At 74.0% G+C, this 14,009-nt stretch carries 13 protein-coding genes and 1 pseudogene; 5 read left to right on the forward strand and 9 right to left on the reverse strand.

From position 1 onward, the window contains the following. Nucleotides 1-107: 107 nt before the first annotated feature. The 3 genes and pseudogenes from KR546_RS00965 to KR546_RS19505 form a co-directional block, all read right to left on the reverse strand. Nucleotides 108-848, reverse strand: coding sequence for an NADH-quinone oxidoreductase subunit C (locus tag KR546_RS00965; protein ID WP_238442821.1), 741 nt, complete (start codon nt 846-848; stop codon nt 108-110). 26 nt (nt 849-874) lie between these two features. Beyond that, a pseudogene (locus KR546_RS00970) lies at nt 875-1,333 on the reverse strand (NuoB/complex I 20 kDa subunit family protein); the annotation flags it as partial. Then, entirely contained in the window at nt 1,324-1,683 is a 360-nt protein-coding gene (locus tag KR546_RS19505; RefSeq protein ID WP_238442823.1) for an NADH-quinone oxidoreductase subunit A, read from the reverse strand. The gene KR546_RS19505 and the pseudogene KR546_RS00970, both read right to left, overlap by 10 nt. Before the next feature lie 334 nt (nt 1,684-2,017). Here KR546_RS19505 and KR546_RS00980 point away from each other — a divergent pair, with 334 nt between their 5' ends. Continuing rightward, nucleotides 2,018-2,812 carry an SDR family NAD(P)-dependent oxidoreductase gene (locus KR546_RS00980; protein ID WP_238442824.1) on the forward strand — a complete coding sequence of 265 codons (795 nt, stop codon included), beginning with the start codon at nt 2,018-2,020 and terminating at the stop codon, nt 2,810-2,812. Nucleotides 2,813-2,893: 81 nt separating this feature from the next. Here KR546_RS00980 and KR546_RS00985 read toward each other — a convergent pair whose 3' ends face one another. From KR546_RS00985 to KR546_RS00995, 3 genes are all read right to left on the reverse strand, one after another. Beyond that, nucleotides 2,894-3,526 (reverse strand): GNAT family N-acetyltransferase, encoded by a 633-nt coding sequence (locus KR546_RS00985; RefSeq protein ID WP_238442825.1) that lies wholly within the window; start codon nt 3,524-3,526, stop codon nt 2,894-2,896. Between the two features lie 143 nt (nt 3,527-3,669). Continuing rightward, nucleotides 3,670-4,986: an NAD(P)/FAD-dependent oxidoreductase gene (locus KR546_RS00990; protein ID WP_238442826.1), complete on the reverse strand. Its 1,317-nt coding sequence runs from the start codon at nt 4,984-4,986 to the stop codon at nt 3,670-3,672. 169 nt (nt 4,987-5,155) lie between these two features. Then, nucleotides 5,156-5,866, reverse strand: a complete 711-nt coding sequence (locus KR546_RS00995; RefSeq protein WP_420804229.1) for a class I SAM-dependent methyltransferase — start codon at nt 5,864-5,866, stop codon at nt 5,156-5,158. Nucleotides 5,867-6,047: 181 nt separating this feature from the next. Between KR546_RS00995 and KR546_RS01000 the strand changes: the two genes are divergently transcribed. The 4 genes from KR546_RS01000 to KR546_RS01015 all read left to right on the forward strand — a co-directional run bounded on the left by KR546_RS01000 (nt 6,048) and on the right by KR546_RS01015 (nt 10,242). Continuing rightward, complete coding sequence (locus KR546_RS01000) at nt 6,048-6,611, forward strand: helix-turn-helix domain-containing protein (RefSeq protein WP_238442827.1); 564 nt, start codon at nt 6,048-6,050, stop codon at nt 6,609-6,611. Next, nucleotides 6,608-7,858 (forward strand): isochorismate synthase, encoded by a 1,251-nt coding sequence (locus KR546_RS01005; protein WP_238442828.1) that lies wholly within the window; start codon nt 6,608-6,610, stop codon nt 7,856-7,858. The genes KR546_RS01000 and KR546_RS01005 overlap by 4 nt, the downstream gene beginning before the upstream one ends. Nucleotides 7,859-8,057: 199 nt before the next feature. Beyond that, nucleotides 8,058-8,564, forward strand: coding sequence for a PH domain-containing protein (locus tag KR546_RS01010; RefSeq protein ID WP_238442829.1), 507 nt, complete (start codon nt 8,058-8,060; stop codon nt 8,562-8,564). After that, nucleotides 8,554-10,242, forward strand: a complete 1,689-nt coding sequence (locus tag KR546_RS01015; protein WP_238442830.1) for a PH domain-containing protein — start codon at nt 8,554-8,556, stop codon at nt 10,240-10,242. The genes KR546_RS01010 and KR546_RS01015 overlap by 11 nt, the downstream gene beginning before the upstream one ends. 133 nt (nt 10,243-10,375) lie before the next feature. On the opposite strand, the gene menD is transcribed toward KR546_RS01015, so the two are convergent. From menD to KR546_RS01030, 3 genes are read right to left on the reverse strand one after another with little or no spacing between them, the layout of a single operon-like run. Continuing rightward, nucleotides 10,376-12,112, reverse strand: coding sequence for a 2-succinyl-5-enolpyruvyl-6-hydroxy-3-cyclohexene-1-carboxylic-acid synthase (gene menD / locus KR546_RS01020; protein WP_238442831.1), 1,737 nt, complete (start codon nt 12,110-12,112; stop codon nt 10,376-10,378). Then, nucleotides 12,109-13,062, reverse strand: a complete 954-nt coding sequence (locus tag KR546_RS01025) for an o-succinylbenzoate synthase (protein ID WP_238442832.1) — start codon at nt 13,060-13,062, stop codon at nt 12,109-12,111. The genes menD and KR546_RS01025 overlap by 4 nt, the downstream gene beginning before the upstream one ends. Continuing rightward, nucleotides 13,059-13,949 carry a 1,4-dihydroxy-2-naphthoate polyprenyltransferase gene (locus KR546_RS01030; RefSeq protein WP_238442833.1) on the reverse strand — a complete coding sequence of 297 codons (891 nt, stop codon included), beginning with the start codon at nt 13,947-13,949 and terminating at the stop codon, nt 13,059-13,061. Before KR546_RS01030 ends, KR546_RS01025 begins: the two co-directional genes overlap by 4 nt. Nucleotides 13,950-14,009 lie beyond the last annotated feature (60 nt).

The following is a 14,009-nucleotide window of genomic DNA, read 5'->3' on the forward strand; positions in this document are numbered from 1 at the left end:
CGTGCCCATGTTGGGGTGGCCGGTGGTCGGCGGGGTCGCACCGGACCCGGCCTCGCCGCCCGGTCCGGGCGCCGGCGTCCCGCCGCCCTCGGCAGGTGTCGTGCCACTCATGACGACTCTCCTTCCACGACCTGGCGGAGCTCGCGCTCCTGCGGGGACGGGATGAACTTGTCGTTCTCGTACTCCACCTCGACCCCGCCCAGCGGGTAGTCCTTGCGACCCGGGTGCCCGACCCACTCGTCGGGCATCAGGATGCGCTTGAGGTCGGGGTGGCCGGTGAACTCGACGCCGTAGAAGTCGAAGATCTCGCGCTCGTGGTAGTTCGCCGTGGGGAACAGGTCGGTGGCGGTCGGCAGCACGGGCTCGGTGTCGTCCACCCCGACCGACACGCGGAAGTGGTGGTTGCGACGCCACGACCGCAGCAGGTAGTTGATCTCGATGACGCCGCGGTCACGCTGGACGCGGTAGTCGGGCCACCCGGTGGTGGCCGGCTGGCGCTCGACGACGAACTCGCCGGCAGGCCAGTGCACCGCCGACTGGTCCGACAGGACCCGACACTGCAGGGCGTCGTCGTCGCGGCAGAACGCCAGCAGGGCGTGGAGCCGCTCGGGCGCGACCTGCACGGTCAGCTCGCCGTGCACGATGTCGGTGGTCACGGCACCGAAACCGTTGACGATGCGCTCCGCGAGCTGCTCGAGGGTCAACGGGTCGCCGTCGAGGCCCGGCAGCAGGGCGGGCCGGCGCGGGTCGTCGACCGGGGACTCGGCCGCGGCGGCGGCCTCGGCCGGGTCGACGTGCTCCGGCTCGCCGATGTCGGCGGGCGGTGGGGAGTCGGCAGGCGTCGCCACTACTTGCTCCCCTGCTCGACGAAGGTCTCGCCACGGATCTTCGCGTGCAGCTTGAGGATCCCGTCCAGCAGCATCTCGGGTCGCGGCGGGCAGCCCGGGACGTACATGTCGACCGGCACGACGTGGTCCACGCCCTGCACGATCGCGTAGTTGTTGAACATGCCGCCGGAGGTGGCGCACACGCCCATGGACAGGACCCACTTGGGGTCGCTCATCTGGTCGTAGATCCGCCGCAGCACCGGGGCCATCTTGTTGGACACGCGGCCGGCGACGATCATCAGGTCGGCCTGGCGCGGCGAGGCACGGAAGACCTCCATGCCGAACCGCGCGGCGTCGTGGCGCGGGCCACCCATCGACATCATCTCGATGGCGCAGCAGGCCAGCCCGAAGGTGGCGGGCCACAGGGATGCCGACCGCGAGTAGTTCACGAACTTCTCGAGGTTGGTCAGCAGGATCCCGGACGGGAGGTTCTCCTCTAGTCCCACGTCAGGCCTCCTCGGCCGATCTCGTAGACGAACGCGACCCCGAGCAGGCCCAGGAACAACGCCATCTGGCCGAACCCGAACCAGCCGAGGTCGGCGGTGGTGATCGCCCACGGATAGACGAACACGGTCTCGATGTCGAAGATCAGGAACATCATCGCCACGAGGTAGAACTTCACGGAGAAGCGGGTGCCCTTGACCTGCGCGAGTGGTTCGTTCCCACACTCGTAGGCCGACAGCTTGCTGGGGTTGGGCCGGCGGGGTCCGACCAGCGCACTGACCCCGAGGCTGGCCGCCACGAACCCGAAGGCCACCACGAACAGCAGCAGCACGGGGAGGTAGTCCGCGAGCACGGCGTCTCCTGTTCCTCCACCCGATCCCCGGCGCCGCGGCCCCGGGCATGGGGGACGGACGGCGGCCGGACGCAGTGCGCCCGGGCGGGAAACGGGCAGGATCTGGGCTGGTGGGCGGTGAGGTCGGGGGTCGGGTGCCCAGCGTAGGCGTGGCGGACGACCCTCGCAGTCGCGTCCCGGCGGGGTGGAGCACCACCACGTGGGTGAATCGGCGACCGTCTCGTGAAGTGTTTCACGAAGTGCGTCCCAGCATATGCATCCCACGACGACTCGGCCGACGAGGCGGACCAGCCGTAGCATCGAGCCCGACCGTGACCTGGCAGGAGCCCACACGATGTCCGATGCCACCTCCCCGACCGACGACGACCGGTCTGCCCTCGACCTGTTCCGGCTGGACGGTCGCGCCGCGATCGTCACCGGTGCCTCGTCCGGCCTGGGGGTGGACTTCGCCCTCGCGCTGGCCGACGCCGGGGCGGACGTGGCGCTGGCAGCCCGCCGGGCCGACCGCCTCGAGGAGACCCGCGTGCGGGTCGAGGCACTCGGTCGCCGTGCCCTCGTCGTGCCGACCGACGTCACCGACCCGGCTGCCTGCGACGCACTGGTGGCCGCGACCATGGACGAGTTCGGCCGGGTCGACGTGCTGGTCAACAACGCCGGGCTGGGCACGGCCGTGCCCGCGACGCGCGAGACCCCCGAGCAGTTCACGCGGGTCATCGAGGTCAACCTCGAGGGCGCCTACTGGATGGCGCAGGCCTGCGGGCGGGTGATGCAGCCGGGCGCCAGCATCGTCAACATCGCCAGCATCCTCGGACTGAAGTCGGCGGGCCTGCCCCAGGCGGCGTACTCCGCCAGCAAGGCCGGCCTGCTCGGGCTGACCCGCGACCTGGCGCAGCAGTGGACCTCGCGCAAGGGCATCCGGGTCAACGCGCTCGCGCCAGGGTTCTTCGCCACCGAGATGTCCGACCAGTACCCGCCCGGCTACCTCGAGGAGCGGATGGGACGCAACCCCGTCCAGCGTGCCGGCGACCCACGCGAGCTCGCCGCGGCCCTGCTGTTCCTGGCCAGCGACGCCGGGGGCTACACCACCGGCCAGGTCCTGACCGTGGACGGCGGCCTCACCATCGTGTGACCCCACACCCCCGCGTGCCCGCACGTCATGGTGCCCCCACGTCGAGTGTGCGGATCGCTCCAGCCCGCTGGAGGGAGCCGCTCACTCGATGACCGTCTCCGGGGCGGTGGCGAGGAAGACGCGCGAGTCGGGGTCGTCGGCCGTGCCGTACCACGGGTCGACCCGCACGCCCAGCTCGGCCATGCCCAGCCGTCGGCACACGGCCGCGGACGGGGCGTTGTCGGGCCACATGACGGCCCAGATGCGGCTGGCACCGTGGGCGAAGCCGTGGGTCAGCATCGCCGCGGCCGCCTCGCTCGCCCAGCCGTGGCCGACGGCGTCGGGGTGGAGGTACCAGCCGACCTCTATTTCGCCGGGACGTCCGTCGATCCCGCCCAGGGGTGCGAAGTCGTCCAGCCAGCCGGCGTCGGCCAGGGGCACCTCGCCGGCCCCGGGCGCGGTCGGCATCCTCATCAGCGTCACGGTCCCGACCGGCACCCCGGTGTCGCGGGGGACGATCGCGCACGACGAGGGCACCGCGGGCGTGGCCTGCTCGCGCCACTGCGCCAGGTGGCCGACCGCCTCGTCGCGGTCGGTCCAGGGCACGGGCGAGCCGAGCCACCGGGCGACCTCGGGACGACGGCGGATGTCGAGCAGCAGGTCGGCCTCGCTCGTCCGCCAGGGTCGGATCGTGGTCCGCGCCGTCTCCAGCACGAACCCCCCGTCACCTGCCACGTCCCACCTCCCCACGTCCTCGACCACCCGTCGAGTGTGCCGTTCGCGGCCACGGATGGTCGCGACGCGCACACCCGATGCCGTGCTCCGCGTCGAGTGTGCCGTTCGCGGCCACGGATGGCCGGGATGCGCACACTGGACGGTCAGGCGGCGGGGGCGACGTTCTGCATCGTGTTGATGATGACGTCGTTGACGTCGGACGGCCGGCTGTCGGTCAGGTGCGCCATGGTCTTGAGGACCCACTGCATGAGCGGCTCGACCGGCATGCCGTAGGTGGTGAGGACGTCCATCACGGTGGGAGAGCCGACCAGGTGGGTGAAGACCTTGCCGAGGGTGTAGTAGCCACCCCAGCGACGACGCAGCTCGCGGTCGTAGCGGTCCAGCACCGCGGTCGACTTGCGGGCGAGGGCTTCGTCGGCGACCTCGGCGGCCAGGCGGGCGGCCTCCATGGCGTAGCTGATGCCCTCGCCGTTGAAGGGGTTGACCATCCCGGCCGAGTCCCCCACCAGCAGCAGCCCGGTGCGGTGGATCGGGGTGCGGTTGAAGCCCATCGGGATCGGGCCGGAGCCGACCCCCCCGAACTGGTTGTCGGGCGTGGTCTCCCACTCGTCGGCCATCCCGGTCGCCCACGCCGCCAGCAGCTTGCGGTAGTTCGTCCCGCGGAAGTCCTTGGAGGTGTCCAGCAGGCCCAGGCCGACGTTGAGCGACCCGTCGTCGAGCGGGAAGATCCAGCCGTACCCGCTGAGCAGGTTGCCGTCGCCGTCGGTGAGGTCGAGGAACGACGAGATGTGGTCGTCGTCGGCCCGCGACGAGCGGTAGTAGGTCCGGGCGGCGACGGCCAGCGGACGGTCGTCGCGGCGGTGCAACCCGGCCTTGATGCCGAGCTTGGACGACGCGCCGTCGGAGGCGATCACGATCGGGGCACGGACCACGCCGGTCTCCCCGTCCGCGGTGCGCCAGGTCACGCCGTCGACCCGGTCACGGGCCACCGGGTCACGCCAGGTCAGGTCGTCGACCGTGACCCCCTCGTACAGGGTCGCGCCGTCGGACACGGCCAGCTTCGCCAGCGTGTGGTCGAACTGGGCCCGGGTGCAGGCCGCCCCCCAGTCGGGCCAGTCGTCGAGCTCCGGCCACGGCAGCTCCATCACCGTGTCGCCGCCATGGATGCGCAGGCCCGTGGAGGTGGACCACCCGTCGACGCGCCCGTGGGCCTCGTCGTGCAGGCCAAGCAGGAGCAGTTCCTGGACCACCCGCGGGGTCAGCCCGTCACCGCAGACCTTGTCGCGCGGGAAGGTCTCCTTCTCGAGCAGGACCACGTCGCGACCGGCGCGGGCCAGCCAGGCCGCCGCGGTCGCCCCACCGGGACCGGCCCCGACCACCACCACGTCACAGTCGACGACAGCGGGAGGTACCACGGCGGTCTCCAGGGAGGTGGGGGACGTGCTTGTGAACGCGTTCACGATTCTATCCCGGCACGTCCCGGCGGATCCGGGCGTTCGAAGCCGAGTCAGGCGGCCACGAACGCCACCACGGACGACGTGGTTCTCGGCGCGGGCGTTCCGAGCCGACCTGGGCGGCCGGGAACGCCATCGCGGTGTGGATCGCCGGCGGACGGGATGCGGCGAGGTCTCAGGAGGGATCGCCGGGGACGCGGGCGCGGTGGAGCGCGACGATGCCACCGGACAGGTCCTTGACCTGGACGTCGGTGAATCCGGCGTCGGTCATCCAGCCGGCGAGGGTGGCGCGGTCGGGCCAGGCCAGGATCGAGTCGGCCAGGTAGCGGTAGGCCGGGGCGTCCGACGACACCACCCGGGCGATGCGGGGCAGCGCCGCGACCAGGTAGTCCCGGTAGATCGTGGCGAAGACCGGGTTGGTCGGCGTGGCGAACTCGGCCACGACCAGGTCGCCACCGGGTCGCAGGACCCGGGCGAACTCGGCGAGTCCGGCCCGTGGGTCCGACAGGTTGCGCAACCCGAACGAGATGGTCACCGCGTCCATGCTGTCGTCGGCCAGCGGCAGGGCCAGCGCGTCGCCGTTGACCCAGGTCACGTCGGGCAGGCCCCGGCCGGCACCCTCGCGCACCATGTTGTGGGACAGGTCCAGCGCGACCACGTGGCGCGCACCCTGCTTCAGCAACTCGCGGGTCACGTTGCCCGGACCGGCCGCCACGTCCACGATCGTCCGGCCAGCGGGACGCGCGGCCAGTGCCGTCACCCGGCGCCAGTGGGCGTCCTGGCCGAGCGAGAGCACTGCGTTGGCGAGGTCGTAGCGCGGGGCGACCCGGTCGAACATCGACTGGACGAGCGAGGCGTCCTTGCCGTCCCGCCCGGCAGCGGGCAGGCCGGTGCGTGGGTCGGGGCCGGTGGCCGCCCGGCCCGCGGCCGGGTTGGAGTTGCTCGCTGCGCTCGCAACGTCCACGGGGGTCTCCTGGAGTGGGCGACGCCGGCAGTGTGGTCGACCACGGGCGGGCTCGCGAGAATACCGTTGCCTACCATCTGTCCGTCCCCGACCGGAGGTCGCCATGGACGTCGCGAGCAGCTCCGACACGTCCACCGGCCGCGCCACGTCGCTCGACCCGGTGGACGCCGCACTCGCGGCCGCGCTGGGCGTGCCCGACCCCGAGGCCGGCCCCGACGAGCTGGTCACGATCGACCAGCTCGCCGAGCAGGCCGACGTCCCGGTGGCCGTCCTCGAGGCCATCGAGCGCGAGGGCCTGCTGGTGGCCCGGTCGGGATCCGTCGAGGCCGGTGACGCCCGCTTCGCCGCCGACGACGCCCCGACCGTCCGGGCGGCGATGCAGATGCTCGAGACCGGGCTGCCCCTGGCGGAGTTCCTCGACCTCGCACGCCGCGCCGACGGCCTGCTGCGCGGCCTGGCCGACGAGGCCGTCGAGACGTTCCTGCTGTACGTCCGGGACCCCGTCCGGGGCACCCGGGGGGACTCGCCCGAGGCAGCCGACGCGCTGGTCGAGGCCTTCCAGCGGATGCTGCCGGCGACCCGGGACCTGGTCGGCGGCCACTTCCAGGCGCTGGTCGTCGCGGCCGCTCGCGCCCGGCTGGCCGCAGTCGTCGACGACGCCCGATGACCCTGCGCATCGCCACGCGCGAGGTCGACGACCCGCGCAGTCTCCCGGAGCTGCTGCCCGACCCCTCCGGTGCGCTCGCGCTGCGGCGCGGCGAGGGCCTGGCCGCCTGGGGGCGGGCGGCGACCATCACCGTGGGGACCGGGCCGCAACGGGCGACCCGCCTCGCGTCCACCCTCGCCGGGCTGGACGTGGAGGGCGACGTCGACGAACTGGTCGTGCTGGCCTCGCTGACCTTCGACCGTCGCCGGGCGGGGAGCCGGGCGTTCGTGCCCCGCCGACTCCTGCGTCGTCGGGACGGCCGGACCCGACTGGTCACGATCGACCCGGTCGACGACCCCGGCCCCGAGCCACCGGCACCGGGCACGGGGACCGCACCCCGCCCGCACGCCGACAGGCTGCGCTACGCCGGGTCGTCGCTGCCGGACCTGCGGTGGCTCGAGGCCGTGGACCTCGCGGTGGAACGCATCGACGCCGGGGCCGCCGAGAAGGTGGTGCTGGCCCGGGACCTGGCGCTGTGGTGCGAGGACCCGTTCGACCCGCGTCATCTCGCCGACCGGCTGGCCACGACGTTCCCCGACTGCTGGACGTTCCTGCACGACGGGCTGCTCGGTGCGACGCCCGAGCTGCTCGCGCGACGCGAGGGCGACGCGGTGACGTCGCTGGTCCTGGCCGGCACCCGTGGTCGCGACGCCGATCCGGCCCGCGACGCCCGGCTCGCGGAGGAGCTCCTGGGGTCGGCCAAGGACCGCCACGAGCACCAGCTCGCGGTGACCTCCGTGACCGAGCGGCTCGACGACCTCGCGACCGAGGTCCACGCGCCGACCGACCCGTCGGTCCTGACCCTCGACAACGTCCACCACCTCGCCACCCGGGTGACCGCCCGCCTGGCGGACCGATCGCCGGCGAGCGGGTCGGCATCACCCCGGCCGACCGCGTTCGAGGTCGCGGACCACCTCCATCCCACCGCCGCCGTCGGCGGCACCCCGCGGGAGGCGGCCCTGGCCATGATCGACGACCTCGAGGGCATGGACCGGGGTCGCTATGCGGGCCCGGTGGGCTGGATGGACGCTGCGGGTGACGGCGAGGTCGCGCTGGCGCTGCGGTGCGCTCGGCTGTCGGGCGCCCGCGCCAGGCTGTTCGCGGGGGTCGGCCTCGTGGCCGGATCGCTGCCCGAGGACGAGCTGGAGGAGACCCGGCTGAAGTTGCTGGCGATGCAGGGCGCCCTGGGCGGTGGCGACGCCGGTTGAGCCGTCCGGGCGACCCGGGCGACACGGGCTGCACGGGGGATCGTCGAGTCACCAACCACGCGGCGCGACCGCCGCGGGCGGGTCGGCGACGGGATCGTCCGCGATACCGTCACGGCCGCGCGGGAGCCTCCGGAGCCCCACCTCGCCCCCGACGCCCGCCAACCCCGCTGACCAGCACCGACCAGACCGGGACACCATCGTGCTCGACGACTCCCTGCAGCGGTCCCTGCACCCGAACATGCGCTGGGTCTGGACCATCTCCTGGCTCGCCGCGACCGTCATGATGACCGGCCTGGCACTGGGGGTCGTGGCCCTGGTCGCGGCCGCCATGGAACGCCCCGTGACGTGGGCCGTCCCGGTCGTCGTCGGGCTGGTGTTCCTCGGCCTGACCGCGGTCGGCCCGACGCTGGCGTGGCGACGGTGGCGCTGGGACGTCGACGAGCTGGCCCTGACCCTGCGCCACGGGGTGGTCACGCGCCAGGTCCAGGCCCTGCCGTTCTTCCGCATCCAGCACGTCGACACCCACCAGGGGCCACTGGATCGTGCACTGGGGATGACCGGGCTCAACGTCCACACGGCCTCGATCACGTCACGACTCCCGGGCATCGCCACGGCCGAGGCCGAGGACCTGCGCCAGGAGCTGCTCGAGCGGGCGGCCGCGGCCGCCCGCGAGGCGAACACCGACGGAGACGTCGATGCCGTCTGACCCGTCGCAGCCGGATCCCCCGCCCCCGCCCGTCGGGGCGACGCCGGGACGTCCCGGCACCGACACCGGTGCCACGACCGCCTCGACCGACGACGTCGCACCCCACGCCCTCCCGGCCCGATCGATGCTCAGCGGCATCAACCTGCGGGCGCTGGCGTCGCTGCTGGTGCCATTGGTGATCGTCGGCGGCGACATGGGCTGGTGGTTCCTGCTGATCGCGACCGTCGGCGTGCTCATCGCCGGGGCGACCCGGGTCCTGCACTGGATGCGGTTCCGTTGGGGGTTCGACGGCCAGGTCCTGCACGTGCACAGTGGCCTGCTGTGGCGCCAGCGCCGTGCACTCGACATCGGCCGGATCCAGCAGGTCGAGGTCGAGCGGCCGATCCTGCACCGGGTGCTCGGCACGGCCCTGCTCCGGGTCGAGAGTGCGTCCGAGAGTGGCGACACCGAGATCGACCTCAACGGATTGGAGGTCGAGCGGGCCGAGGAGCTCCGGGCGGACATCGTCGCGGCCCGACGCACTCGCGACGGCGTGCCGGCCTCGACCCGCGGAGCAACGACCCCCGGCGGCATCGAGGTCCCACCGTCCACGACGTCTCCCGGCGTCCCGGGCGACGGGCCGGGGACGACGACGACCCCGCCCCCGCCCGTCGTGACGCTGGCCCGGCCGAGCGTGGCCGACCTGGTTCGCCACGCCATCACCGGATCGGGGTTGCTGGTCGTGCCGGCCGCACTGGCCGCCCTCGGCCAGTTCCTGTTCGAGCTCGCGGGCGACCAGGTGGACGAACTGGCCAGCGACGCGGCCTCGACCGCAGCCGGCCTCGGGGTCGTGGTGCTGGCCGTGGTCCTGGTGGTGGTCGGGCTGGCCGGTGCGATCGTCGTGACGCTGCTGCGGGACTGGGACCTCGAGCTGGTGCGCGACGGCGACGACCTGCGACTGTCGCGTGGACTGCTCGAGCAGCGCAGCGCCACGGTCCCGCTGCATCGCCTGCAGGTCCTGGAGTACCGGCAGAACTGGGTCCGACGGCTGTTCGGGGTGGGCACGCTGCAACTGCGCTCGGCCGGTGGCTCCTCCAGCGACCAGGACCGACGCATCATCGTCCCGTGGGTCGACCGCGAGGTGCTCGAGCGCGTCCTGGCGATCGGGCTGCGCAACGTGCCGGGCGAGCACCTGCCCCCTGCATCACTCCAGCACCCGCCCGCGGCCCGGCGGCGGCTCGCCTGGCTGTGGCTGCGCGGGTTCTGGATCCCACTCACGATCATGGCCGTCACCCCGTTGGCGGTGTTCGCGGACCTGCGCGGCGCGATCGGGGCCGGCCTGGTCGGAGCACTGGTGGTCACCGCACTGCTCGCCTGGCTGCTGAGCGGCGCGCAGTACCGCCGCCTCGGCCACGCCGCCACCGACCGGGTCGCGCTGGTGACGGGCGGCGTGCTGGGCCACACCTCCACCTGGATGCCGCTGGGCAGGCTGCAGGGCGTGCAGGCCCGGGCCAACCCCTTCCAACGACGGCTGGACCTGGTCACGCTGGTGCTCGCGCCGGCCGGTGCGGGCAACCACCCGGTCGACATCCGCGACGTCGGCCGGGAACGGGCGGACCTGCTCGGCGCCCACCTGGTCGCGGTCGCCGCCGGCCGGGTCGCCCCGGTGGCCCCCGTCGACGGACCCGCCACCGCCTGACGAACGACCGAGGATCCCCGCCATGTGCATGCAGTGCGTGTCCCAGTCCCTGCCGTACGTCGCACTGGCGGTCGGGGGCCTGCAGGTGTCCTCGTGGACCCGGCGGCGCGGACGCACCACCGGGTCCGGCGGGTCAGTCGCCGAGCCGGACGGCGAGCTCGCGGGCGAGGTCACCCCGGACGGCGGCGTCGGCATGCCGGTCGGTCCGGACGACCAGGACGCGCAGGCCGCCGTCGGACCGGGTGACGGCCGCGGACAGGTCCCCCGGCGCGACTGACGCAGCCTCCACGCCGGTCGCCGCCGCGACCGTGACCAGGTCACGACCGTGCGGGGTGGCGAACAGGCGCTCGAAGCCGGCCGTCCGCACCGCCGGCACGTGGTGGAACAGTCCCCCACCGTCATTGTCCACCACGACCAGGGTCAGCGGCACGGTCGCGGGATCGTCGACCAGCAGGCCGTTGTGGTCGTGGAGGAACGACAGGTCGCCGGCCACTGCGACCGTCGGCCCCGACGCCACCGCCACCCCGACGGCGGTGGACGTGAAGCCGTCGATCCCCGCCACGCCACGGTTGGCGTGCACGCGGGCATCGGTGCGGGCGACCCAGGCGTCGAGGTCCCGGATCGGCAGCGACGACGCCACCACCAGGGGGCGTGACCCGGCAGCGACGGCCACCGAGCCCATCACGGCCGGGGCACTGGCCGCCGCGTCGCCGGAGCCGAGCACCTCCTCCACCAGTCCCGTGGCGACGTCCGCCGCACGGGTCCAGGCGGCCGTCCACCCCGGCGGAGGTGGCTCCGGTGCGGCGGCCAGCAGGCCGATGACGACGGCATCGGGGTCGGCCACCACCGCCGAGGTCGCCGCGCGGGACGGGTCCACCACGCCCGACGTGGTGACCTGGATCGTCTCGACGTCGGCGAGGTCGTGGTGCACCGGTCGGGCCAGGGTCGGCCGGCCCAGTCGCAGCACCACGTCCGGACGAGCATCGCCCGACAGCCAGCCCCCGGCGCCCAGCAACGCCGTGCCGTGGGTGAGGCCGACCCCGTGGCGCGGTCCCGCGGTGGGCTCCGCGACCACCGGCCAGCCACGCTCGCCGAGCGTGGCCAGGCCACCGATCGGGCGGGGCCCGTCGCCCGCCACGACCAGGACACGCCGACCGGCCAGCCGTGCGGCGAGGTCCGACACGTCGACCTCGGCCGGCGGCGTCGACCAGGTGGTCCACGGACGTCCGCCCGCCCGGCCGGTCGCCGGATGCGGGTAGGCCTCGGTGCGACTGCGCCCGTCGTCCAGCCCGGGCACCGTCGGCTCGCGGAAGGCCACGTCGAGGTGCACCGGTCCGGCGGGGCCACCGGTTCCCGACGACCCGGATCCGGCGATCCCGGTGGCCGCCGCGACGGCACGATCCACCGTGGTGCGCCACGTCGCGGGCTCGCCGGCGTGACCGCCGGGCGCGGGCAGGTGCATCGCCCAGCGCAGCCGCTCCCCGAACAGGTCGGCCTGTCGGATCGTCTGGTTGGCGCCGACCTCGTGGAGCTCGACCGGGCGATCGGCGGTCAGCAGCAGTAGTGGCACGCCGGCGGCGTCGGCCTCCACGACGGCCGGTGCGAGGTTCGCGACGGCGGTCCCCGACGTGGTCACCACGGCGGCCGGGATCCCGGTCACCCGACCCACGCCCAGCGCCACGAACCCGACGGAGCGCTCGTCGTGGCGGACGTGGACGGTGAGCTCGTCGCGAGCCGCCACGGCCAGTGCCAGGGCGGTGCTGCGTGATCCCGGTGACACGACGACGTGGCGGACGCCCACCCGGACCAACTCGTCGACCAGCACCTCGGCATGGGCGGTCGAGGGGTTGCGCTCGGTCGGGGTGCTCACGACGGCCTCGACAGGGCAGCGTCCGCCAGGCGGAGTTGCTCCAGCAGCTCGGCCATGGTCGCCGGGTCGGGCTGGTGGGTCTCGACCAGCGTCCGGGTCGGTGTGGCCACGCGCACCTCCATGGTCCCGTCGGTCGGCACCAGGGGCCGGTCGGTCAGGTCGGCGGCCAGCAGCAGGCCCGTGCCCAGCCCGCAGGCGTGGGGTAGCTCGGGCAGCGCCGCGGCGAGCGCGAGCCCGGCCGACAGCCCGATCGAGGTGTCGACGGCCGACGACACCACCGCGGGCACCCCCGCCGCCTCCGCGACCGCCAGGGCCCGGCGAACACCGCCCAGCGGTGCGACCTTGACGATCACCACGTCCACGTCGGCGCGTCGGGCAGCCTCGATGGGATCGTCGGCGAGCCGGATCGACTCGTCGGCGGCCACCGCGACGCCGGAGCGGCGACGCACCTCGGCCAGCTCTCCCAGCGTCGCGCAGGGCTGCTCGACGTACTCGAGGTCGTGGACGGCCAGCCGGGCCAGGGCATGCACGGCCGTCGGCACGTCCCACGCCCGGTTGGCGTCGATCCGCAGCGCCACGTCGGGGCCGACCGCCGCCCGGACCGCCGCGAGCCGGTCGAGGTCCTGCGCCAGGTCCTGGCCGGGCTCGGCGACCTTGACCTTGACCGTGCGACAGCCGGCGTGACGCGCGATGCCCGCGGCCCGGTCGGGGTCGACCGCGGGGACGATCGCGTTGACGGGGACCTGCGTGCGCACGGCCGGCGGGAACCCGTCCTCGGCCGCCTCCCGCGCCGCGGCGAGCCAGGTGGCGGTGATCGACGGCGGGTAGTCGGGGAAGGGGGCGAACTCACCCCACCCACTCGCGCCGTGCAGCAGCACGCCCTGGCGGTGGTCGACGCCACGGAAGCGGCTCCGCAGGGGGATGCGGAACGGGACGAGGTCGTCGATCACGAGGTGGCCCCGGCCGGTCCGAGCAGCAACCCGACCCCCAGCAGGACGGCGAACGCCAACTGGGTGCGCGCGGTCGTGCCGAGCGCGGCGACCAGCTCCGGTCCCGGGTCGGCCGTGCGGACGCGACGCACGGCCGGCAGGACCAGGGGAACGGTCAGGAATGGCAGCGCGATCCACGCGTCGGCCCGGACCGTCGCCAGGACGACGACCACCAGGTAGGCGGTGACCACGATGGCGAGGTAGAGCGACCGCGTGCGATCACGCCCGATCCGGACGGCGAGCGTGTCCTTGCCGGTGGCCCGGTCCGTGGGGATGTCCCGGAGGTTGTTGACGACCAGCAGGGCGACCGCGAACCCACCGACCGGCACCGCCACCACCACCGGCAGCCAGGTGAACGCCTCGTCCTGGACCCACGCCGAGCCGACGGTGGCGACCAGGCCGAAGAACACGAACACGACCACCTCGCCCAGGCCCCGCGAGGCGATGGGACGATCGCCGCCCGAGTACCCCAGCGTGGCGACCAGGGCCAGCGCACCGACCAGCAGGAGCTCCCAGCCGGCCAGCGCGGCCAACACGACGCCGACCACCGCGGCCGCGCCGAGCGTCGCCAGCATCGCCGTGCGCATCGCGGCCGGGCTGACCAGCCCCGAGCCGACACCGCGCAACGGGCCGACCCGGTCGGTCGTGTCGATCCCGGCGACCCCGTCGAAGTAGTCGTTGGCGAAGTTGACGGCGACCTGCAGCAGCAGCGCGACCGACGCGGCCAGGAGCATGCGCACCCAGGACGGGGCGGGACCGTCGCCGGCCGCCCACGACTGGGCGGTGGCGCTGGCCGCGGTGCCGACCAGCACGGGCGCGACCGCGGCGGGCAGGGTGCGCAGGCGCACGGCCTCCCGCCACGCGGTCGCGGGCGTGGCGTCGGTCGGGAGCGGGCCGGCATGCACGTC

The organism is Salsipaludibacter albus, from assembly GCF_019798055.1.
Taxonomy (GTDB): domain Bacteria; phylum Actinomycetota; class Nitriliruptoria; order Nitriliruptorales; family Nitriliruptoraceae; genus Salsipaludibacter; species Salsipaludibacter albus.